The 19603-nt window shown below is 70.6% G+C and carries 17 protein-coding genes; 9 read left to right on the forward strand and 8 right to left on the reverse strand.

Annotated elements, in window-relative coordinates; genetic code table 11:
- The first annotated feature begins 7 nt into the window (after nt 1-7).
- Nucleotides 8-421 carry a DUF742 domain-containing protein gene (locus tag ACIBJB_RS20735; protein ID WP_266524315.1) on the forward strand — a complete coding sequence of 138 codons (414 nt, stop codon included), beginning with the start codon at nt 8-10 and terminating at the stop codon, nt 419-421.
- A gap of 198 nt (nt 422-619) precedes the next feature.
- Nucleotides 620-1222 carry a GTP-binding protein gene (locus ACIBJB_RS20740; protein ID WP_398932511.1) on the forward strand — a complete coding sequence of 201 codons (603 nt, stop codon included), beginning with the start codon at nt 620-622 and terminating at the stop codon, nt 1220-1222.
- Between the two features lie 28 nt (nt 1223-1250).
- Here ACIBJB_RS20740 and ACIBJB_RS20745 read toward each other — a convergent pair whose 3' ends face one another.
- The gene (locus ACIBJB_RS20745) at nt 1251-1679 is read right to left on the reverse strand and encodes a PPOX class F420-dependent oxidoreductase (RefSeq protein WP_398932513.1); all 429 of its coding nucleotides are present in this window, start codon (nt 1677-1679) and stop codon (nt 1251-1253) included.
- A gap of 94 nt (nt 1680-1773) precedes the next feature.
- On the opposite strand from ACIBJB_RS20745, the gene ACIBJB_RS20750 reads away from it, so the two are divergent.
- Nucleotides 1774-2187, forward strand: coding sequence for a roadblock/LC7 domain-containing protein (locus ACIBJB_RS20750; protein WP_069762461.1), 414 nt, complete (start codon nt 1774-1776; stop codon nt 2185-2187).
- 125 nt (nt 2188-2312) lie between these two features.
- The gene (locus ACIBJB_RS20755) at nt 2313-3197 is read left to right on the forward strand and encodes a DUF6397 family protein (RefSeq protein WP_398932517.1); all 885 of its coding nucleotides are present in this window, start codon (nt 2313-2315) and stop codon (nt 3195-3197) included.
- 1 nt (nt 3198) lies between these two features.
- On the opposite strand, the gene ACIBJB_RS20760 is transcribed toward ACIBJB_RS20755, so the two are convergent.
- Together ACIBJB_RS20760 and ACIBJB_RS20765 are read right to left on the reverse strand one after the other, a co-directional pair.
- Nucleotides 3199-4065 (reverse strand): acyl-CoA thioesterase, encoded by an 867-nt coding sequence (locus ACIBJB_RS20760; RefSeq protein WP_398932519.1) that lies wholly within the window; start codon nt 4063-4065, stop codon nt 3199-3201.
- A gap of 37 nt (nt 4066-4102) precedes the next feature.
- The gene (locus ACIBJB_RS20765) at nt 4103-6616 is read right to left on the reverse strand and encodes a DEAD/DEAH box helicase (RefSeq protein ID WP_398932521.1); all 2514 of its coding nucleotides are present in this window, start codon (nt 6614-6616) and stop codon (nt 4103-4105) included.
- 145 nt (nt 6617-6761) lie between these two features.
- On the opposite strand from ACIBJB_RS20765, the gene ACIBJB_RS20770 reads away from it, so the two are divergent.
- On the forward strand, nt 6762-7556 hold the full coding sequence (locus ACIBJB_RS20770; protein ID WP_398932523.1) for a metal-dependent hydrolase: 795 nt from the start codon (nt 6762-6764) through the stop codon (nt 7554-7556).
- A 23-nt stretch (nt 7557-7579) separates the two neighbouring features.
- On the opposite strand, the gene ACIBJB_RS20775 is transcribed toward ACIBJB_RS20770, so the two are convergent.
- The 4 genes from ACIBJB_RS20775 to ACIBJB_RS20790 form a co-directional block, all read right to left on the reverse strand.
- A complete protein-coding gene (locus tag ACIBJB_RS20775) occupies nt 7580-7840 on the reverse strand; it encodes a type B 50S ribosomal protein L31 (RefSeq protein ID WP_398932525.1) in 261 nt (86 codons plus the stop codon).
- 78 nt (nt 7841-7918) lie between these two features.
- Nucleotides 7919-8389, reverse strand: a complete 471-nt coding sequence (locus ACIBJB_RS20780; RefSeq protein ID WP_398932527.1) for a DUF5709 domain-containing protein — start codon at nt 8387-8389, stop codon at nt 7919-7921.
- Nucleotides 8390-9340: 951 nt separating this feature from the next.
- Nucleotides 9341-11122, reverse strand: a complete 1782-nt coding sequence (locus ACIBJB_RS20785) for an ABC transporter ATP-binding protein (protein ID WP_398932529.1) — start codon at nt 11120-11122, stop codon at nt 9341-9343.
- A complete protein-coding gene (locus tag ACIBJB_RS20790; RefSeq protein ID WP_398932531.1) occupies nt 11119-12933 on the reverse strand; it encodes an ABC transporter transmembrane domain-containing protein in 1815 nt (604 codons plus the stop codon). Before ACIBJB_RS20790 ends, ACIBJB_RS20785 begins: the two co-directional genes overlap by 4 nt.
- 180 nt (nt 12934-13113) lie before the next feature.
- On the opposite strand from ACIBJB_RS20790, the gene ACIBJB_RS20795 reads away from it, so the two are divergent.
- The 3 genes from ACIBJB_RS20795 (at nt 13114) to ACIBJB_RS20805 (ending at nt 17163) form a co-directional block, all read left to right on the forward strand.
- Nucleotides 13114-13872, forward strand: a complete 759-nt coding sequence (locus ACIBJB_RS20795; RefSeq protein WP_398932533.1) for a hypothetical protein — start codon at nt 13114-13116, stop codon at nt 13870-13872.
- 56 nt (nt 13873-13928) lie between these two features.
- Nucleotides 13929-15533, forward strand: coding sequence for a peptide-N4-asparagine amidase (locus ACIBJB_RS20800; protein WP_398932536.1), 1605 nt, complete (start codon nt 13929-13931; stop codon nt 15531-15533).
- Nucleotides 15534-15702: 169 nt separating this feature from the next.
- Nucleotides 15703-17163, forward strand: coding sequence for a cation:dicarboxylate symporter family transporter (locus ACIBJB_RS20805; RefSeq protein ID WP_398932538.1), 1461 nt, complete (start codon nt 15703-15705; stop codon nt 17161-17163).
- A gap of 63 nt (nt 17164-17226) precedes the next feature.
- Here the strand turns inward: ACIBJB_RS20805 and ACIBJB_RS20810 are convergent, their stop codons facing one another.
- Nucleotides 17227-17664: a MarR family winged helix-turn-helix transcriptional regulator gene (locus tag ACIBJB_RS20810; RefSeq protein ID WP_398932540.1), complete on the reverse strand. Its 438-nt coding sequence runs from the start codon at nt 17662-17664 to the stop codon at nt 17227-17229.
- A 94-nt stretch (nt 17665-17758) separates the two neighbouring features.
- Between ACIBJB_RS20810 and ACIBJB_RS20815 the strand changes: the two genes are divergently transcribed.
- The gene (locus ACIBJB_RS20815; RefSeq protein ID WP_398932542.1) at nt 17759-19594 is read left to right on the forward strand and encodes an ABC transporter ATP-binding protein; all 1836 of its coding nucleotides are present in this window, start codon (nt 17759-17761) and stop codon (nt 19592-19594) included.
- Nucleotides 19595-19603: the final 9 nt, after the last annotated feature.

The raw sequence follows: 19603 nt of genomic DNA on the forward strand, positions 1-19603 counted from the left end.
GGCTCAGATGACCGAGGACATGGAGGGCGTCCCGTACGAACCGGGCAGCCAGTGGTACGACGGCGAGGCCGGGCCCCTCGTCCGCCCCTACGCGATGACGGGCGGACGCACCAAACCCGGCCCCAGTGGGGTGCGTTTCGACCTGATCGCCCTTGTCACCCTGGACTTGGGCGCGCCCGGAGCCGGCGACGACACGGCGCTCGGGCCCGAACACCGTGCCCTGATCGACCTGTGCCGCACGGAGACGCAGTCGGTGGCGGAACTCTCCGCCGGCGCCGACCTGCCCGTGGGCGTGGTCAGGGTGCTCCTGGGAGACCTCCTGGAACTCGGCTGTGTCACCGTCAGCCGCCCGGTGCCGCCCGCGCAGCTGCCCGACGAACGGATTCTGCGCGAGGTGATCGAAGGGCTCCGGGCCCTGTAGATGAACGTTCAGAACCACCGCGGTCCAGTACGGCACCGACTCGTGCACCCTTTCCGACACAGATCGGGCGCGAGTCGGTCACAACGGGCAAAAAGCGGTCCAACCACTCGAAGCGGAGCTCCCGTTGTCATGATGCTGCCTTCGCGACCCCCTACCGACGTCGCCGCCCGTAGCCGGCCCTCCCGAGAGAAGTGATCGATGGTCTCCGAGAACTCCGACGCCCAGGGCGAGACGACCGCCCTCGCGCTGAAGATACTGGTCGCCGGCGGGTTCGGCGTGGGCAAGACCACCCTCGTGGGTGCCGTCAGCGAGATCAGGCCGCTGCGCACGGAGGAACTGCTCAGCGAGGCCGGCCAGTTGGTGGACGACACCGACGGTGTGGACCAGAAGGTCACCACCACGGTCGCCATGGACTTCGGACGCATCACCATCCGCTCCGGCCTGTCCCTCTACCTCTTCGGCACCCCGGGGCAGGACCGCTTCTGGTTCCTGTGGGACGAGTTGTCGCAAGGAGCCCTGGGCGCCGTCGTCCTCGCGGACACCCGGCGCCTGGAGGACTGCTTCCCCGCCGTGGACTACTTCGAGCACCGGCACATCCCCTTCGTGGTGGCCGTCAACTGCTTCGCCGGCGCCCGGACCTACGGCGCCCACGACGTCTCCCGCGCTCTCGACCTCGACCAGGGCACACCCGTGGTGCTGTGCGACGCGCGGGACCGTGACTCGGGCAAGGAAGTGCTGATCCGACTGGTCGAGTACGCCGGGCGGATGCACACCGCCCGGCTGCTCGACTCGGTGGGCTGACCACGGTCGGGGCCGGCTCACCGGCACGTCACTCCGCGAGGTCCCTCTCTGCCAGCACCCGGTCGATCCTCACACGGACGAGGAGTTCCCCGGGAACGCCGTTGCGGGCGCCGAACTCCTCGGCCCGTTCCTCGCCCATGTAGCGCGCCCCGATCCGCCCGGCCCAGTGCCGGACCTCGTCGAGATCCTCCGACAGCCGGGCCCGGCCCTGCAGCACCACATAGGCGAAGGGCGGCCGGTCGTCGTCCACACACAGGGCGACCCGCCCGTCCCGCGCCAGATTGCGCCCCTTCACGGTCTCCTTCCCGGTGTTGAACACCAGGTCGTCGCCGTCGAGCACGAACCAGATCGGCGCCACATGCGGGCTCCCGTCGGCCCTGACGGTCGACAACTTGCCGGTGCGGGTGCCGTACGAGACGAACTCCCGCCATTGCTCATCGGTCATCTTCTGTGCCATGTCTCCATTCTCCTTGCCCCGTCGACGGCCGTGGGGAAGGCTTGTGTGGAGATCCTCCGGGCAGGAGGAGACGTCACACGGGGAGACGGGACACATGCCGGAGAAGCAGGGGCTCGGCTGGCTGCTGGACGATCTGACCGAGCGCGTCGACCATGTGCGGCACGCGCTGGTGCTGTCCAACGACGGGCTGGTCACGGGCGCCAGCACGGGGCTGCGCCGCGAGGACGCGGAACATCTCGCCGCCGTCTCGTCCGGACTGCACAGCCTGGCCAAGGGCTCGGGACGCCACTTCGGCGCGGGCAAAGTACGGCAGACGATGATCGAGTTCGACGACGCGGTGCTCTTCGTCACCGCGGCGGGCACCGGCAGCTGTCTGTGCGTGCTCAGCGGCTCGGACGCCGACATCGGCCAGATCGCCTACGAGATGACGCTGCTCGTCAACCGGGTCGGCGAGCACCTCGACGTGGACGCCCGCCGACCCGAGCGGAGCCCGGCGCCAGACCTGTGACCTGCGCGTTCTTTGGTCCATGAGGAGTTATCCACAGGCTCGCCACGCATCTCGCCCCAACGGATACGGTTTTTGTCACAGCGAGCGCACACAGCGTGAGCGATGACTCCACGGGGAGAGCGACCATGTCGGGCAGCCTGATCACCCAACGCCATCACCAGGCGCACACACCCAGTCGAGCCGCCCGGGAACTGGGCCTCAAACGAAGCGAGTTCGACCTCGCGGTGCACCTCGGGCAGATCCGGACCGTGCCCGACGAAGGAGGCGGGGGCCGGCGCGTCACCGGCTCCGAGATCGACCGGCTGCGGGCGACGGACGGCTTTCCCGACTCGCTGCTCCAGCGCGTGCGGGTCGTGGGCACCACCGAGGGCGCGAAGGTCATGGACGTCCCCGCGGGCAGGTTCACCCGCCTGGCCCGCCTGGGCCTGTTCTCGCCGGTGCGCTTCTACCTGAACCGGTACCGAGCCGTGGTGTGGCTGTATCTCGCCGAAGAACTCGAGGAGTTCACGGCAGTCGAGGAGAACACCCCGCTGCTGACCGCACGCCGTATGCCCGAAGGGCTGCGCGACATGCTGGACGCGGGCGTGGACCTGCGGGCCCGCAACTGGCGGGGTCGCCACCGCGGATTCCTCCTGCGGCTCGCGGAAGACCCCTGGGAGAGTGCCGGAGCCCTCGCCGCCTTCCTCGACCCCGTCCAGATCGCGGAGCTCGTCCCCGACCCGTACGAGCGATCCCATCTGGGCCGCTTCCGGCCGGGACCACCGGCCCAGGGTGGACAGGGATCGCCCGCCGCGCACCTCATCGAGAAGATCATGACCGCGGACCACCCGGACGAGATCGAATGGCTCAGGACCGACCTGACCCGCGCCCTGGAGGACGCCCGGAGGTACCGGCCCGCGCCGCGCCCCACGGCCCGGCGGACAGCCTTCACTCAGCCGCAGGACCTGTCGACGACCCAGGAGGAGCCGACACGCGGCCTGCTGGGCTGGCTCCGGCGCAGAAGCTCCTGACCTACAGCGGACGGAACAAGCCCTCCTGGACGACGGACACCAGCAGACGTCCCTCCACGTCGTAGATCCGGCCACGCGCCAGACCGCGTCCGCCCGTCGCGATCGGCGACTCCTGGTCGTACAGGAACCACTCGTCCGCGCGGAACGGCCGGTGGAACCACATGGCGTGATCCAGCGACGCGATGTCGAAGCTCCGGGGGCCCCACAGGGGCTGGACCGGGATGCGGACGGCGTCCAGGAGGGTCATGTCGCTCGCGTAGGTCAGCGCGCAGGTGTGCACGACCGGGTCGTCCCCGAGCGGCCCGACCGCGCGCATCCACACCGCGCTGCGCGGCTCGGCGTCCTTGACCTCCTCGGCGCTCCAACGCAGCCGGTCCACATACCGGATGTCGAAGGGCTGGCGGCGCGCCATCCGCTCCAACTGCTCGGGGAGTTCGCCCAGATGTTCCCGGATCTCGTCGCCGACCGTCGGCAGGGACTCCGGTGGCGGGACCTTGCGGGCGGGCGGCAGCTGGTGCTCGAAGGGACCTTCCTCAGGCTTGTGAAAGGAGGCGGTGAGATTGAAGATCGTGCGGCCCTGCTGCACGGCGGTGACCCGGCGGGTGGTGAACGACCGTCCGTCCCGGACCCGCTCGACCTGGTACACGATCGGTACGCCGGGCCGGCCCGGGCGCAGGAAGTACGCGTGCAGCGAGTGCACCGGGCGGTCGCCGTCCGTGGTGCGGGCGGCGGCCACCAGCGCCTGGCCCGCCACCTGGCCGCCGAAGACCCGCTGGAGGGACTCGTGCGGGCTTCGGCCACGGAAGATGTTGACCTCGATCTGCTCCAGGTCGAGCAGGTCGACGAGCTTCTCGGCCGGGTTCGTCATGGGTGGGATTCTCCTGTGCTCACAGCCGGTCCGTGGTTCACAGCTGGCCGACATCGGTGACCCGGACGACCGCGCGGCCCTCCGCGTCGGAGGCGGTGAGGTCGATCTCCGCGCTGATGCCCCAGTCATGGTCGCCGTTCGGGTCGGCGAAAGTCTGCCGTACGCGCCACAGCCGGTTGTGCGGCTCCTCCTCGATCTGCAGCAGCTTGGGACCGCGGGCGTCGGGTCCGGTGCCGAGGTCGTCGTACTCGTCCCAGTACTTGTCCATGGCCTCGCCCCACGCGTCGGCGTCCCAGCCGGCCTCGGCGTCCATCTCGCCGAGCTCCTCGACCTGGTCGAGGGCGGCGAGTTCGACGCGGCGGAACAGGGCGTTGCGGACCAGGACACGGAAGGCGCGTGCGTTGGTGGTGACCGGCTTGACCTCGTCGGCCCTTTCCTGGGCCTCCTCGGCGGTCATCTCCTCCGGGTTGGCGAGCTGCTCCCACTCGTCCAGGAGGCTGGAGTCGACCTGGCGGACCGTCTCGCCGAGCCACTCGATCAGGTCCTGCAGATCCTCGGACTTGAGGTCGTCCGGGATGTTGTGGTCGAGCGTCTTGTAGGCACTTGCGAGGTAGCGCAGGACGATGCCCTCGGTGCGCGCCAGCTCGTAGAAGGACACCAGCTCCGTGAAGGACATGGCCCGTTCGTACATGTCACGGATGACGGACTTCGGGGAGAGAGGATGGTCGCCGACCCAGGGGTGGCTCTTGCGGTACGTGTTGTACGCGTGGAAGAGGAGCTCCTCCAAGGGCTTCGGGTACGTGATGTCCTGAAGGCGTTCCATGCGCTCCTCGTACTCGACACCGTCCGCCTTCATCGCGGCCACCGCCTCGCCCTTCGCCTTGTTCAGCTGGGCGACGAGGATCTGGCGGGGGTCGTCCAGCGTGGACTCCACGACGGAGACCATGTCCAGGGCGTAGGACGGCGATTCGGGGTCGAGCAGCTCGAACGCGGCGAGCGCGAACGTGGACAGCGGCTGGTTGAGCGCGAAGTCCTGCTGGAGGTCCACGGTGAGGCGGACGATGCGGCCGCTGGCGTCGGGCTCGTCGAGCTTCTCGACGATGCCGCCGTCCAGCAGCGAGCGGTAGATGGCGATCGCCCGCCGGATGTGCTTCAGCTGCTGCTTGCGCGGCTCGTGGTTGTCCTCCAGGAGATGCCGCATCGCCTCGAAGGCGTTGCCCGGACGGGCGATCACCGACAGCAGCATCGTGTGAGTGACGCGGAAGCGGGACGTCAGCGGCTCCGGTTCGGAGGCGATCAGCTTCTCGAAGGTGTTGTCCGTCCAGCCGACGAAGCCCTCGGGTGCCTTCTTGCGGACGACCTTGCGGCGCTTCTTCGGGTCGTCGCCGGCCTTGGCGAGCGCCTTCTCGTTCTCGACGACGTGCTCGGGTGCCTGGGCGACGACGAAGCCCGCCGTGTCGAAGCCCGCCCGGCCGGCGCGGCCCGCGATCTGGTGGAACTCGCGAGCGCGCAGGGTGCGGACGCGGTTGCCGTCGTACTTGGTCAGCGCCGTGAACAGCACGGTGCGGATCGGCACGTTGACGCCGACGCCGAGCGTGTCCGTGCCGCAGATGACCTTCAGCAGACCGGCCTGGGCGAGCTTCTCCACCAGCCGCCGGTACTTGGGCAGCATGCCGGCGTGATGGACCCCGATGCCGTGCCGTACGTAACGGGAGAGGTTGCGGCCGAACTTGGTGGTGAAGCGGAAGTTGCCGATCAGGTCGGCGATCTTGTCCTTCTCCTCGCGCGAGCACATGTTGATGCTCATCAGCGCCTGCGCCCGCTCCACCGCCTGCGCCTGCGTGAAGTGCACGATGTAGACGGGTGCCTGCTTGGTCTCCAGGAGCTCGGTGAGGGTCTCGGTGAGCGGGCTGAGCTTGTACTCGTAGGAGAGCGGTACGGGGCGGGTCGCCGAGCGGACCACCGAGGTGGGCCGGTTGGTGCGCCGGGTCAGGTCCTTCTCGAACATCGAGACGTCGCCCAGCGTGGCCGACATCAGGATGAACTGCGCCTGGGGCAGCTCCAGGATCGGGATCTGCCAGGCCCAGCCGCGGTCCGCCTCGGCGTAGAAGTGGAACTCGTCCATGACGACCTGGCCGACGTCCGCGCCCTTGCCGTCGCGCAGCGCGATCGAGGCGAGCACCTCGGCGGTGCAGCAGATGACGGGAGCGTCGGCGTTGACGGACGCGTCGCCGGTCAGCATGCCGACGTTCTCCGTGCCGAACATCTTGCACAGCTCGAAGAACTTCTCCGACACGAGCGCCTTGATGGGCGCGGTGTAGAAGGTGACCTCGTCTCGGGCGAGGGCGGCGAAGTGCGCACCCGCCGCGATCATGCTCTTGCCGGAGCCGGTGGGCGTCGACACGATCACGTTGGCGCCGGAGACCACCTCGATCAGCGCCTCCTCCTGATGGGGGTAGAGCGTCAGCCCCCGCTCCTCGGCCCACGACTCGAAGGCGTCGTAGAGGGCATCGGGGTCGGCGGTCGGCGGCAGCTGATCGATGAGGGTCACCCACCCATCTTGCCTGCCCGGATGCCCGATGGGGGAATCGGATGCGAGTGGGAAGATCACGACCAGTACGCTGTGTCGCCGACGGGGCGTCAGCGCAGCCGGTCAAGTGGACAGTGGCACACGAGGAATGGGGCGGGCAACGCCGATGATGGGACCAGCACACTCGCTGTCGGGCGCCGCGGCCTGGCTGGGCGTAGGAGCGGCGGCCGCCGCCACGGGGCACACCATGCCGTGGCCCGTACTGCTGGCTGGAGCCCTGATCTGCGCGGGCGCCGCGCTCGCTCCTGACCTCGACCACAAGGCGGCCACGATCTCGCGGGCCTTCGGGCCGGTCTCGCGGGGCCTGTGCGAGATCGTCGACAAACTCTCGTACGCCGTCTACAAGGCCACCAGGAAGCAGGGCGACCCGCGTCGCTCCGGCGGACACCGCACGCTCACCCACACCTGGCTGTGGGCCGTGCTGATCGGCGCGGGCTGCTCGGTGGCGGCGATCACCGGCGGCCGCTGGGCGGTGCTGGCGATCCTGTTCGTGCACATGGTGCTGGCCATCGAGGGCCTGCTGTGGCGTGCGACCCGGGGTTCCAGCGCCGACGTCCTGGTCTGGCTGTTGGCCGCGACCAGCGCGTGGATCATCGCGGGCGTTCTGGACAAGCCGGGCAACGGCTCGGACTGGCTGTTCACGCAGCCGGGCCAGGAGTACCTGTGGCTGGGGCTGCCGGTCGTGCTGGGCGCGCTCGTGCACGACATCGGGGACGCGTTGACGGTCTCCGGCTGCCCGATCCTGTGGCCGATCCCGGTGGGCCGCAAGCGCTGGTACCCGATCGGCCCGCCGAAGGTCATGAGGTTCCGGGCGGGCAGCTGGGTCGAGCTGAAGGTGCTGATGCCGGTGTTCATGCTCCTCGGGGGAGTGGGCTGCGCGGCGGCGCTCAACTTCATCTGAGGCCGGGGCGCCGGAATCCTCCGTCAGCTGCCCTGACCGGGACCGCCTCCGTACCGCCGCTCGAAGGCGGCCACACGTCCCTCCGAGTCCACTGTCCGCGCCTTGCCGGTGTAGAAGGGGTGGCTCTCGGAGGAGATCTCGACGTCCACCACCGGGTAGGTCTCGCCGTCGTCCCACTCGATGGTCCGGTCGCTGGTGGCGGTGGACCGGGTCAGGAAGGCGTAGCCGGCGGAGCGGTCACGGAAGACGACCGGGTGGTAGTCGGGCTGCTTGTCCTGCTGCATGGCTGCTCCCTCGGCGGTGCGGTATGGGGCGTGGGCGGTGCGGTGGGCGGTGCAGGACCGGTCGGTCGGCCACGGCGGTCAGCCGGGCAGGGGCTCCTCGTCGACGATGTGCATCGCGGCCTCTTCCGCGGACGCCGCGGCACCGTCGATGCCCACGTCCGTGGCGATCAGCGCGCTCTCCTCGTCCTCGTGGGCCCCTTCGTCGGGGGCCACGAGACGGCCGGAGCGCATCGCGCCGACCTCGTTGTCCAGGAGCTCGCCGTCGGAGCCGTCGTAGTCACCGATGCCGTCACCGTCGGGCGGCGCGAGGTCGGGCGTCTCCTCCGCGAGCCGTTGGTCCAGCGTCTCGCCCTGCCGGCGCTCCGCGGCCGTCACACCGCTGTGCTCGACCGCCCACGGTCTCTCCGGCGGGGACCAGCCGCGGTCGAGGGGGTCGCCGACCCCGTCGTCCTCCAGGGTGTCCTCCGCATCGAGCAGACCCGCGTCGTCCTGGATCTCGGAGCCGTCGGGCTGGTAGACGTCGTCTCCCCATCCGTCGGAGCTGTCCACGAGTACCTCCAGGTGAAGGGGACGGACCCGGTCCTCCCGCGGCCCGGGGCGGACCACGGACTCACGGGGCACTTGCCGCGCCCGCCGTCGAACCATGCCGTTCGCGGGCGCTCCCTGAGCCGGTGCTGCTGTCCAGCCTTCCACTCCCCTTCGGGACGGCGCAACGCCACGAGGGCGCTGCGCTGGCTGGATCGGCGGTCGGAGGGGGGTGGGGTGTGGGTTGGGCCAGTGGTCGGAGGGGGTGGGGTGCGCTGGGCTGGCCGGTGGGGGGCGGGGTGCGGGCTGGACTGGTCGTCGGAGGGGCCGGTGTGTGCTGCGGGGGATGGGCTGGGTCGGCCGAGGGAGGGGCCGGGATTCTGGGGTGCGGCCGGAGGCCGGCGGGCCAGGTTCGCCGACCTTGCCGACCCACAGCGGCCCGGCAAGACTGCGCCAGCGGCCCAGCGGCCCAGCGGCCCAGCGGCCCAGCGGCCCAGCGGCCGGGGTTCTGAGCATCAGAGCCCAAGGGCCCCGAGGCTCAGCGGCCCAGCCGACCTCCCACCCAGTCGACGCCCCCGCCAGCTCCCAGAAACCTCGCCCCCGGCACCCCGGCACCCCGGCACCCCGGCACCCCGGCACCCCGGCACCCCGGGCACCCCGGCCCCCGGGCACCCCGGCACCCCGGCACCCCGGGCACCCCGGCCCCCGGGCACCCCGGCCCCCGGGCACTGTCGGCTTTTAGCACGCCGAGGCACTCTCGGCACGCCGAGGCACTCTCGGCACGCCGGGCACCCCGGGCACCCCGAGCACGCCAGGCACCCCGGGCACCCCGGGCACCCCGGGCACCCCGGGCACCCCGGGCACCCCGGGCACCCCGGGCACCCCGGGCACCCCGCGCACACCCCGCACTCGCGCTCTCACACCCTCGCACTCCCCAGCACCCCCACCCACGCCCCCGTGCCCCCACCCCCACCCTCACCCGTGCCAAGACCTCCACAGCGCCGCATACGCTCCGTCCGCCGCGACGAGCTCGTCGTGGCTGCCCAGTTCGCTGATGCGGCCGTTCTCGACGACGGCGATGACGTCGGCGTCGTGGGCGGTGTGCAGGCGGTGGGCGATGGCGACCACGGTGCGGCCGTCGAGGACGCGGGCGAGGGAACGTTCGAGGTGGCGTGCGGCCCGGGGGTCCAACAACGACGTCGCCTCGTCCAGGACCAGGGTGTGCGGGTCGGCCAGCACCAGCCTGGCCAGCGCGACCTGCTGGGCCTGGGCCGGGGTGACGGTCAGGCCGCCCGAGCCGACCTCGGTGTCCAGACCGTCGTCGAGCGCCCCCGCCCATCCGCCCGCGTCGACCGCCCCGAGGGCCGCCCAGAGCTCGGCGTCCGTGGCGTCCGTGCGGGCGAGCAGGAGGTTGTCGCGCAGGGAGCCCACGAAGACGTGGTGCTCCTGGTTGACGAGGGCCACGTGCTCACGGACGCGTTCGGCGGGCATCCGGGACAGTTCGGCGCCGCCGAGGGTGATCCGGCCGTCCCGGGGCGCGTAGATCCCGGCCAGGAGACGGCCCAGCGTGGACTTGCCGGCACCCGAGGGACCGACCAGCGCCAGCCTCGTCCCGGGGGCGACCTCCAGGGACACCTTGCGCAGGACGTCCACGCCCTCCACGTAGCCGAAGTGCACCCGGTCCGCGTGCACGTCCCGCCCGTCGGGGGTGAGCCCCGCGTCTCCGCTGGAAGGCTCGATGTCCCGGACCCCGACCAGCCGGGCCAGCGACACCTGGGCCACCTGCAGCTCGTCGTACCAGCGAAGGATCAGCCCGACCGGGTCCACGAGCATCTGCGCGATCAGCGCGCCCGTCGTCAGCTGGCCGACCCCGATCCAGCCCTGGAGTACGAACACCCCGCCGACCATCAGCACAGACGAAAGGATCATCACATGGCTGACGTTGATGCACGGGAAGAGGACCGACCGCAGCCACAGGGTGTAGCGCTCCCAGGCGGTCCACTCTTTGATCCGCTGTTCCGACAGCGCGATGCGGCGGCCGCTCAGCCGGTGCGCCTCGACGGTGCGTCCGGCGTCCACGGTCTCCGCGAGCGCGGCGGCCACGGCGGCGTACCCGGCGGCCTCCGAGCGGTAGGCGGACGGCGCCCGCTTGAAGTACCAGCGGCAGCCGACCACCAGCACCGGCAGGGCGAGCAGCACGGCGGCGGCCAGCGGCGGCGCGGTGATCACGAGCCCGCCGAGCAGCAGGGCCGCCCACACCACGCCGATCGCCAGCTGTGGCACGGCCTCGCGCATCGCGTTGCCGAGCCGGTCGATGTCCGTCGTGATCCGGGACAGCAGGTCACCGGTCCCGGCCCGCTCCAGGACGCCAGGCGGCAGGCCGACCGACCGTACGAGGAAGTCCTCGCGCAGGTCGGCCAGCATGCGCTCGCCGAGCATCGAACCGCGCAGCCGCACCTCCCGTACGAACACGGCCTGGACGATCAGCGCGATCACGAACAGCCCGGCCGTCAGCCCCAGATGGAGTTCCTTCGCGCCGTCCGACACCCGCTCGACGAGGTCACCGAGCAGCCAGGGCCCGACCATGGAGGCCACGACCGAGACCGTGTTGACGCCGACGAGGAGCGCGAAGGCGCGGCGGTGCCGCTGGAACAGTTCGGCCACGTAGGCGCGTACGGTCGCGGTGGCTCCGACGGGCAGGGTGTTCGCCGTCGTCGGTGCCGCCGGGTCGTAGGCCGGTGGCGCCACGCCGATCATGCGGTCTCCTCGATCTCTTCCAGTTCGTTCAGTACGTCGTCCTCGTTCAGTACGTCGTTGAGGACGGCCTCTTCGTCCGTCTCGCGGGTGACGACGGCCCGGTACCGCGGTTCCTTGCGTACCAGGTCGCGGTGCACGCCGACCGCCGCGACCTCGCCCTCGTGCACGAGCACCACGCGGTCGGCGTGGTCCAGGAGCAGCGGCGAGGAGGTGAACACCACGGTCGTGCGCCCGGCCCGCAGGTCCCGCACCCCCTGTGCGATCCGTGCCTCGGTGTGCGAGTCGACGGCGGAGGTCGGCTCGTCCAGGACGAGCACCTCCGGGTCGGTGAACAGGGACCGGGCCAGGGCGAGCCGCTGGCGCTGGCCGCCCGAAAGGGACCGCCCGCGCTCGGTGATGCGCGCGTCCATCGGGTCCTCGGCGCCCAGGGACCCCTGGACCAGGGCGGCCAGTACGTCCGCGCACTGCGCTGCCGCGAGCGCCTCCTCGGCGCCGACGTCGCCCGAGGCGGGCACGTCGAGCAGTTCGCGCAGGGTCCCGGAGAGCAGGACCGGGTCCTTGTCCTGGACCAGGACCGCCGTGCGCGCCGAACCGAGCGGCAACTCGTCCAGCGGCACCCCGCCCAGCAGCACCGACGTGCCCTCTTCCGAGGGGTGACCGCCGAGGCGCTCGGCCAGCAGCCCGGCCGCGTCCGGGTCGCCGCACACCACCGCGGTGAGCCGACCGGAGGGGGCGAGCAGACCGGTGGCCGGGTCGTACAGATCCCCGGCCGGCAGGCCGCTCCCGTCCCTGCCCCGTGAGCCTTCGGCGGACGTGGCCCGCTCCAGCGACAGCACCCGGGCGGCCCGCGTGGCCGAGGGCCGGGAGAAGGAGTACGCCATGGCGATCTCCTCGAAGTGCCGCAGCGGATAGGAAAGGATCATGACCGAGCTGTAGACGGCGACCAGTTCGCCGATCTCGACGCGGCCCTGACGGGCCAGGTGGACGCCATACCAGACGACCGCGATCAGCAGCAGTCCCGGCAGCAGTACCTGGATCGCGGCGATCAGGGACCACATCCGGGCGCTGCGCACGGCCGCGCGGCGGACCTCCTGTGAGGCCCTGCGGTAGCGGTCGAGGAAGAGTTCCTCGCCGCCGATGCCGCGCAGCACCCGCAGACCGGCGACGGTGTCGGAGGCCAGCTCGGTGGCACGGCCGGCCTTCTCGCGCTGGACGTCGGCGCGTCGGGTCGCCCGGGGCAGCAGCGGCAGCGCCGCGAGGGCCAGGACCGGCAGGCCCACGGCGACCAGCACGCCGAGTTGCGGCTGGTAGACGACCATTCCGGCGCAGACCACGACGATGGTGACCGCCGCCGCGGTGAACCGCGACCAGGCCTCCACGAACCAGCCGATCTTCTCGACGTCGCCGGTGGAGACGGCCACGACCTCGCCGGCCGCGACCCGCCGGGTCAGCGCCGAGCCCAGGTTGGCGGCCTTGTGGGCCAGCAGCTGCTGGACGCGCGCGGCGGCCGTGATCCAGTTGGTGACGGCGGTGCGGTGCAGGAACGTGTCGCCGAGCGCGCTGCCGACGCAGCACAGCGCCAGCAGGCCGCCCGCGAGGGCGAGTCGGCGGCCCGAGTGGTCGACGACCGCCTGGACGGCCACGCCGACGCAGAACGGCAGCACGGAGATGGAGAGGAAGTGCAGCAGTCCCCAGGCAAGTGACTTGAGCTGTCCGCCCAGTTGGTTCCTGAAGAGCCACCACAGGAACCGGGAGCCCGAGCGTGCGTCGGGCACGCCCGGGTCGGGATACGGAAGGTCTTGGATCTGCATGACGGTGACGTCCAGTGGCTCGTGTCAGGGGGGTGGGAGGGAGCCGCACACGGCGGCTGCAAACCGTGAAAGGGTCGCGGCAGAGCGTGGTCGGAGGCAACAGGTTTTCCGCTGAGCCGTACAGAACCGGCTGCGCTCGAGGAATCGGTTCCCCCCGGCCCGCGGTGCCACCATGGAGCGATGCGAGGCGGAGACGCACGACGTGCGGTGGTGACGACGACGCTCCTGGGAGCGCTGCTGATCCCCCTAGGAGGGTGCGGCGGCCCGGGTCCGGCAGGCACCGGCAACCCTCAGACCAAGGCCGCCGACAAGCCCGCGGACGAACCGACCCGCATCTCCGGCATCGGGAACCGCCTCCAGCGCCGCATCCCCGGCGTCGGGGACCGCCTCCAGCGCCGCATCCCCGCCGCTTCCCGCCAGGTCGTCGCGGTCTACGGCGACGGCAAGGACTCCGCAGACGCCACCGTCGTGCTCTACACCAGGCACGGTTCCACCTGGGACCGCGTCCGCAGCTGGCCCGCGCACAACGGCAAGAAGGGCTGGACCACCCGCCACCACGAGGGCGACAAACGCAGCCCCGTCGGCGTGTTCACGCTCCATGACGCGGGCGGTGCGCTCCCGGACCCCGGGGCCCGGCTGCCGTACACGCGATCCGCCGCCATCGCGGCCCCACGCTGGTGGCCCCGGTCCTACTGGCACGACTTCGACTACGTCATCGCCATCGACTACAACCGGATCGAGGGCACGCCGCCGAACGACCAGGCCCGGCCCCGGGGTTACGGCAAGGGCGGCGGCATCTGGCTGCACATGGACCACGGCAGTGGTACGTCCGCCTGCGTCAGCGTGTCCAGGGCGGCGATGCGGTTCCTGCTGCGCACGCTCGATCCGGACCGGCATCCCGTGGTGGTGATGGGGGACAGGGCGGACCTGAAGGCCTGAGACCGTCGCGGGAGGCGGCATTGCGGGGGATGCCCGACTCGCCGTAGAACCCGGCCATGAAGAGACGGATCGTCATGTCCATGCTCGCGGGAGCAACCCTCCTGGCGAGCACGCTGCTCGGGGCGACCCTCGCCCAGCCCGCGGAGGCGCAACACGCGGTCCCGCCCGCCGAGTTCGGCACCGACTGGCACGACCCCATCACCGCGGCACCACCCGTCGCCAAACCCTCCGGCAAGTCCTGCCACGTCACGGTCGCCGAAGCACAGTTCCGCGATTTCACCCCGTACACCGGCAGCTACACACCTCCCGACGGCTGCGGCGACCGCTGGAGCAAGGTCGTGCTGCGCATGGACGGCAAGGTCAGGGGACGGCAGTTCGACCGGCTCGGGTATCTGCACATCGGTGGGGTCGAGGTCTTCCGTACGTCCACACCGCAGCCCTCGCCCGACGGTGTCCAGTGGTCCGTCGAGAAGGACGTCACGCGCTACAGCGACACCCTCCGCACCGGGCACGACGTCGAGATGCTCATCGGAAACGTCGTCGACGACGCGTACACCGGGATCATCGACGTGAAGGTCACGCTCACGTTCTACGAGGGGCGACAGGCCCCGGCGCCGGACCGTGTGCTGACGCTCGACGACAACACCCTCACCACCCCGCGCAACAGCGTGCGCATCCTCGCCGAGGTGTACGCCACCGGTTCGGGCGGCGGCTGCGAGGAGTACTGGTACCTGACGGTGCCGTCCGAAGCGCCGTACTCCTGCCAGGCCGACAACGGGCCCTACCGTGAAGTGCAGATCAAGGTCGACGGCCGACTCGCGGGGATCGCCGCTCCGTTCCCGACCGTGTGGACGGGTGGCTGGTCCAATCCCTTCCTCTGGTACGTCGTCCCGGGCCCCCGTGCCTTCGACATCAAGCCGATCGAATACGACCTGACCCCCTTCGCCGGGATCCTCAACGACGGGCGTCCGCACCGGGTGGAGGTCGCGGTCGTCGGCGTCCCCGAAGGGCAGCCGGGCTGGAGCACCCCCGTGAACGTCCTCGTCTGGCAGGACGCCAAGAGCGCACACGTCACCGGGAAGCTCACCACGCACCAGAGCGGCGACCTCGCCAACTCCTCGGCGTATGCACCTGGTTCGGAACACCGCGTGGACACCGAGGGTGACCATCGGCTCACCGTCGCCGGATATGTCGACACCTCGCACGGCCGCGTCACGACCACCGTCCACCGCTCACTGGCGAACACGTCCACCCATCGCTGGGGCGACGGCGAGAACCCCGACGCGCTCAAGGGGACCTGGACGGACGACGAGTCGGTCACCGTCGACGGCCGTGGACCGGCTCGCACCGCGCGCGCTCACCGCACGTACACGATGGACGGCACGACCAGTATCGGTGCGGGCGACCGGCTGCGCACCGTGCTGACCCTCGGTGACCATGCCGAGGTCTCGGTGACCCGAGCGCGCCACCGCACGGCGTGGTCTCGGCTCGACGACACCTACACGGGCGACGCCACGTACACGATCAACGTCCCGCGCGACCAGCGGCACGCGGTCGGCGCGACGAGCGAGCATTACCGGATCCGCGGGTCGACCGGCTGCTACGACCGTTCTCTCGCCACCGTCCAGGGGGTGCTGACCGGAGAACACGGCGGCTGCTGAGGCGAGTTGTGTGCGATGGGTCACAGGTGTCGTGATTTACACGGCCGAAACGCGTCGGTCTTGCGCGTGATCAACGGCCCCTCCAGAGTGTTCGCCACGGAAACCGCTTTCCGTATCGCAGAAGTATCCCCCATGGCTTCTGCGCGTCCCCGTCGCTCAAGGAGTGCTCGTGCCGTCGTCCGTCCCGTCCCTACCGCGACGCGTCGCACACATACTGCGTACGTCTCTCTTCGCACAGGTCGCCTGCGCGCTCGTGCTCGGCATCCTCGTCGGAAAGCTGTGGCCCGGCTTCGCCTCGGACCTCCAGCCGCTCGGCGACGGTTTCACCCGGCTCATCAAGACGATCATCTCGCCGCTCGTGTTCTGTGTGGTCGTCGTCGGCATCGCCAAGGCCGGTGACCTGAAGGCGTTCGGCCGGATCGGGCTCAAGGCGCTGATCTGGTTCGAGGTCGCGAGCACGCTCGCGCTGATCATCGGTCTGGTCGCCGCCAATGTGATCCAGCCCGGCTCGGGGATGCACGTCGACCCGGCCACGCTCAACACCGCCGCCGTCGACGCCAAGACGGGCGGCGGGCACCTTCCCTCGACGACCGAGTTCATCGTCAACGCGCTGCCCACCAGTTTCATCGGCGCCTTCGCCGAGAACTCCCTGCTCCAGGTGCTCATCCTGGCCTGTCTGGTCGGCGCCGCGCTGCTGCACCTCGGCCACACCAAGGTCCCGCAGGTGCTGCCCGCCATCGAGCAGGCCCAGGAGATCATCTTCGCGGTCGTGGGCTTCGTCATGCGCCTCGCGCCGATCGCGGTCTTCGGCGCGATGGCCGTCCTGATCGGCCAGTACGGCCTCGGCGTCATCGAGACCTACGCCAAGCTGATCGTCCTGTGCTACGCGGCCGCCGCGCTCTTCATCGCTCTGCTCGCTGTCGCACTCAAGGCGGTCACCGGGCTCAGCCTCTGGAAGTTCCTGCGCTACATCCGCGAGGAGATGCTCCTCGCACTCGGCACCGCGTCCACCGAGTCCGTCATGCCGCGCGTGATGCAGAAGCTGCGCAAGGCCGGCGCCCGCGACGACGCGGTGGGCCTGGTGCTGCCCACCGGCTACTCCTTCAACCTCGACGGCGCCTCGCTCTATCTCTCCATCGGCACGCTGTTCATCGCCCAGGCGGTGGGCGTCGACCTCAGCCTGAGCCAGCAGATCACCGTGGTCCTGGTGCTCATGCTGACCAGCAAGGGCATGGCGGGCATCCCCGGGTCGGCCTTCCTCGCCCTGTCCGCCACGGCGTCCTCGCTGGGTGCCATCCCCGCCGGGGCCGTCGCCCTGCTCCTCGGCGTGGACCGCATCATGGACTCGATGCGTGTCGTGACGAACCTGCTCGGCAACTGCGTCGCCGTCTTCGCGGTCTCCCGCTGGGAGGGGGCGCTGGACATCGACCGGGCGAAGAAGGTCCTGGGCGGCGAGACCGTCGAGCCCGCCGCGGAGGACCAGCCCGTTCCGGAGGAGCAGCCCGCCGCGGAGGAGCAGCCCGTTCCGGAGGACCAGCCCGCCGCGGAGGACCAGCCCGTTCCGGAGGAGCAGCCCGCCGACGTACCGGTCGGGACCACGAAGGAGCCGGCGGTCTCCGAGGCCGGCTGACCGGCGTAACCGAACAGACCGCGGCCACCGCTCCGGGTTTACGGAGCGGTGGCCGCGGTCCTTTTAGCCGTGTGTGTCCACCAGCGTGTCCAGGAGCCCGCCGAGCGCCCGGCGCTGCTCGTCCGTCAGGGGAGCGAGGATCTCCTCCGCGGCCGCCCTGCGTACGGCGTGCAGTTCCTGAAGAACCTTCACCCCGTCGTCGGTCAGCTCGATGCGGATCACCCGGCGATTGGCCGGATCGGGCACCCGGCGCACCTTGCCGCTCGCTTCCAGCCCGTCGACGAGCGTGGTCACCGCGCGCGGCACCACCTCGAGCCGCTCCGCGAGATCGGCCATGCGCGGTGGTGTCTCCCAGTGCGCGAGGGTGCGCAGCAGTCGGGACTGGGCCGGAGTCACGCCGAGACCGCGCTCATGAAGCTGGCGCTTCTGGATGCGGTGCACCCGACGCGTGAGCCTCAGCAACTGCTCGGCGAGCAGGCTGTCGGAATCGGGCGTGTCCATGCGGGAACAATATCAGGATCCAGTTCATTGTGAGCAAAGGTAACAATGAGCTAGGCTCCGCTGGTCCTCACCCTCTCACCCTCCGTAGGAGACCATGCCCCGCGATCACATCGACTGGACCCCCACCCCGGGCACCTCGACCGACCAACCCCGTCAGGTGCGCCGCATCCTCCGGCTGTTCAAGCCCTACCGCGCCAAGCTCGCCGTGGTCGGCCTGCTGGTCGGCGCCTCCTCCCTCGTCACCGTGGCCACCCCGTTCCTACTGAAGGAAACGCTGGACGTGGCCATCCCCGAGGGCCGCACCGGGCTGCTCAGCCTGCTCGCGCTGGGCATGATCCTCAGCGCCGTCCTCACCGGCATCTTCGGCGTCCTGCAGACCCTGATCTCCACGACGGTCGGCCAGCGCGTCATGCATGACCTGCGCACCGCGGTCTACGGCCGCCTGCAGCGCATGTCGCTCGCCTTCTTCACCCGCACCCGCACCGGCGAGGTGCAGTCACGCATCGCCAACGACATCGGCGGCATGCAGGCCACCGTCACCTCGACGGCCACCTCTCTGGTCTCCAACCTGACCAGCGTCATCGCCACGATCGTCGCGATGATCGCCCTCGACTGGCGCCTGACCGTCGTCTCGCTGCTGCTGCTCCCGGTGTTCGTGTGGATCAGCCGCCGGGTCGGCAAGGAACGCAAGAAGATCGTCACCCAGCGCCAGAAGCAGATGGCCGCGATGGCCGCGACCGTCACCGAGTCGCTCTCCGTCAGCGGCATCCTGCTCGGCCGCACCATGGGCCGCTCCGACTCGCTCACCCGGTCCTTCGCCGACGAGTCCGAGGGTCTGGTCGACCTCGAAGTGCGGTCGAACATGGCCGGCCGCTGGCGCATGGCCGTCATCGGGATCGTCATGTCCGCGATGCCTGCCGTCATCTACTGGACCGCGGGCATCGCCCTCCAGACGGGCGGCCCGGACATCTCCATCGGCACCATCGTCGCCTTCGTCTCGCTCCAGCAGGGCCTGTTCCGTCCGGCCGTGAGCCTCCTGTCGACCGGCGTCCAGATCCAGACCTCGCTCGCGCTCTTCCAGCGCATCTTCGAGTACCTCGACCTGCCGATCGACATCACCGAGCGGGAGGACCCGGTCCACCTCGACCGCGTCAAGGGCGAGGTCCGCCTCGAGGACGTGGAGTTCCGCTACGACAACGATGACAAGCGCGGCCCCGTCCTCGGCGGCATCGACATCGACGTCCCCGCGGGCAGCAGTCTCGCGGTCGTCGGCCCGACCGGCGCCGGCAAGTCCACGCTCGGTTACCTCGTCCCGCGGCTCTACGACGTGACGGGCGGCCGGGTCACCCTCGACGGGGTCGATGTCCGCGACCTCGACTTCGACACCCTGGCGCGCGGCATCGGGGTCGTCTCCCAGGAGACGTACCTCTTCCACGCCTCGGTCGCCGACAACCTCCGGTTCGCCAAGCCGGACGCGACGGACGAGGAGATCGAGCAGGCGGCGCGGGCGGCCCAGATCCACGAGCACATCGCCTCGCTGCCGGACGGGTACGACACGGTCGTCGGGGAGCGAGGCCACCGGTTCTCCGGCGGTGAGAAGCAGCGCCTGGCGATCGCCCGGACCATTCTGCGAGACCCGCCCGTCCTCATCCTGGACGAGGCGACCAGCGCACTGGACACCCGGACCGAGCACGCCGTGCAGGAGGCCATCGACGCGCTCTCGGCCAACCGCACCACCCTCACCATCGCGCACCGCCTGTCCACCATCCGCGACGCCGACCAGATCGTGGTCCTCGACTCCGGCCGGGTGGCCGAACGCGGTACGCACGAGGAACTGCTGGAACAGGACGGGCGGTACGCGGAGCTCGTACGCCGGGACGCCCGGCTGGACCCCGCGCACGGCGACGCGCAGCTGGAACCGACCAGCTGAACCGCATCC

This window comes from Streptomyces sp. NPDC050759 (assembly GCF_044456945.1).
Classification (GTDB): Bacteria; Actinomycetota; Actinomycetes; order Streptomycetales; family Streptomycetaceae; genus Streptomyces.

Bases quoted from the DNA above. Each gene is read 5' to 3' on its own strand.
- ACIBJB_RS20735 (WP_266524315.1), top strand. From the start codon at position 8: ATGACCGAGGACATGGAGGGCGTCCCGTACGAACCGGGCAGCCAGTGG.
- ACIBJB_RS20740 (WP_398932511.1), top strand. From the start codon at position 620: ATGGTCTCCGAGAACTCCGACGCCCAGGGCGAGACGACCGCCCTCGCG.
- ACIBJB_RS20745 (WP_398932513.1), bottom strand. From the start codon at position 1,679: ATGGCACAGAAGATGACCGATGAGCAATGGCGGGAGTTCGTCTCGTAC.
- ACIBJB_RS20750 (WP_069762461.1), top strand. From the start codon at position 1,774: ATGCCGGAGAAGCAGGGGCTCGGCTGGCTGCTGGACGATCTGACCGAG.
- ACIBJB_RS20755 (WP_398932517.1), top strand. From the start codon at position 2,313: ATGTCGGGCAGCCTGATCACCCAACGCCATCACCAGGCGCACACACCC.
- ACIBJB_RS20760 (WP_398932519.1), bottom strand. From the start codon at position 4,065: ATGACGAACCCGGCCGAGAAGCTCGTCGACCTGCTCGACCTGGAGCAG.
- ACIBJB_RS20770 (WP_398932523.1), top strand. From the start codon at position 6,762: ATGATGGGACCAGCACACTCGCTGTCGGGCGCCGCGGCCTGGCTGGGC.
- ACIBJB_RS20775 (WP_398932525.1), bottom strand. From the start codon at position 7,840: ATGCAGCAGGACAAGCAGCCCGACTACCACCCGGTCGTCTTCCGTGAC.
- ACIBJB_RS20785 (WP_398932529.1), bottom strand. From the start codon at position 11,122: ATGATCGGCGTGGCGCCACCGGCCTACGACCCGGCGGCACCGACGACG.
- ACIBJB_RS20790 (WP_398932531.1), bottom strand. From the start codon at position 12,933: ATGCAGATCCAAGACCTTCCGTATCCCGACCCGGGCGTGCCCGACGCA.
- ACIBJB_RS20795 (WP_398932533.1), top strand. From the start codon at position 13,114: ATGCGAGGCGGAGACGCACGACGTGCGGTGGTGACGACGACGCTCCTG.
- ACIBJB_RS20800 (WP_398932536.1), top strand. From the start codon at position 13,929: ATGAAGAGACGGATCGTCATGTCCATGCTCGCGGGAGCAACCCTCCTG.
- ACIBJB_RS20810 (WP_398932540.1), bottom strand. From the start codon at position 17,664: ATGGACACGCCCGATTCCGACAGCCTGCTCGCCGAGCAGTTGCTGAGG.
- ACIBJB_RS20815 (WP_398932542.1), top strand. From the start codon at position 17,759: ATGCCCCGCGATCACATCGACTGGACCCCCACCCCGGGCACCTCGACC.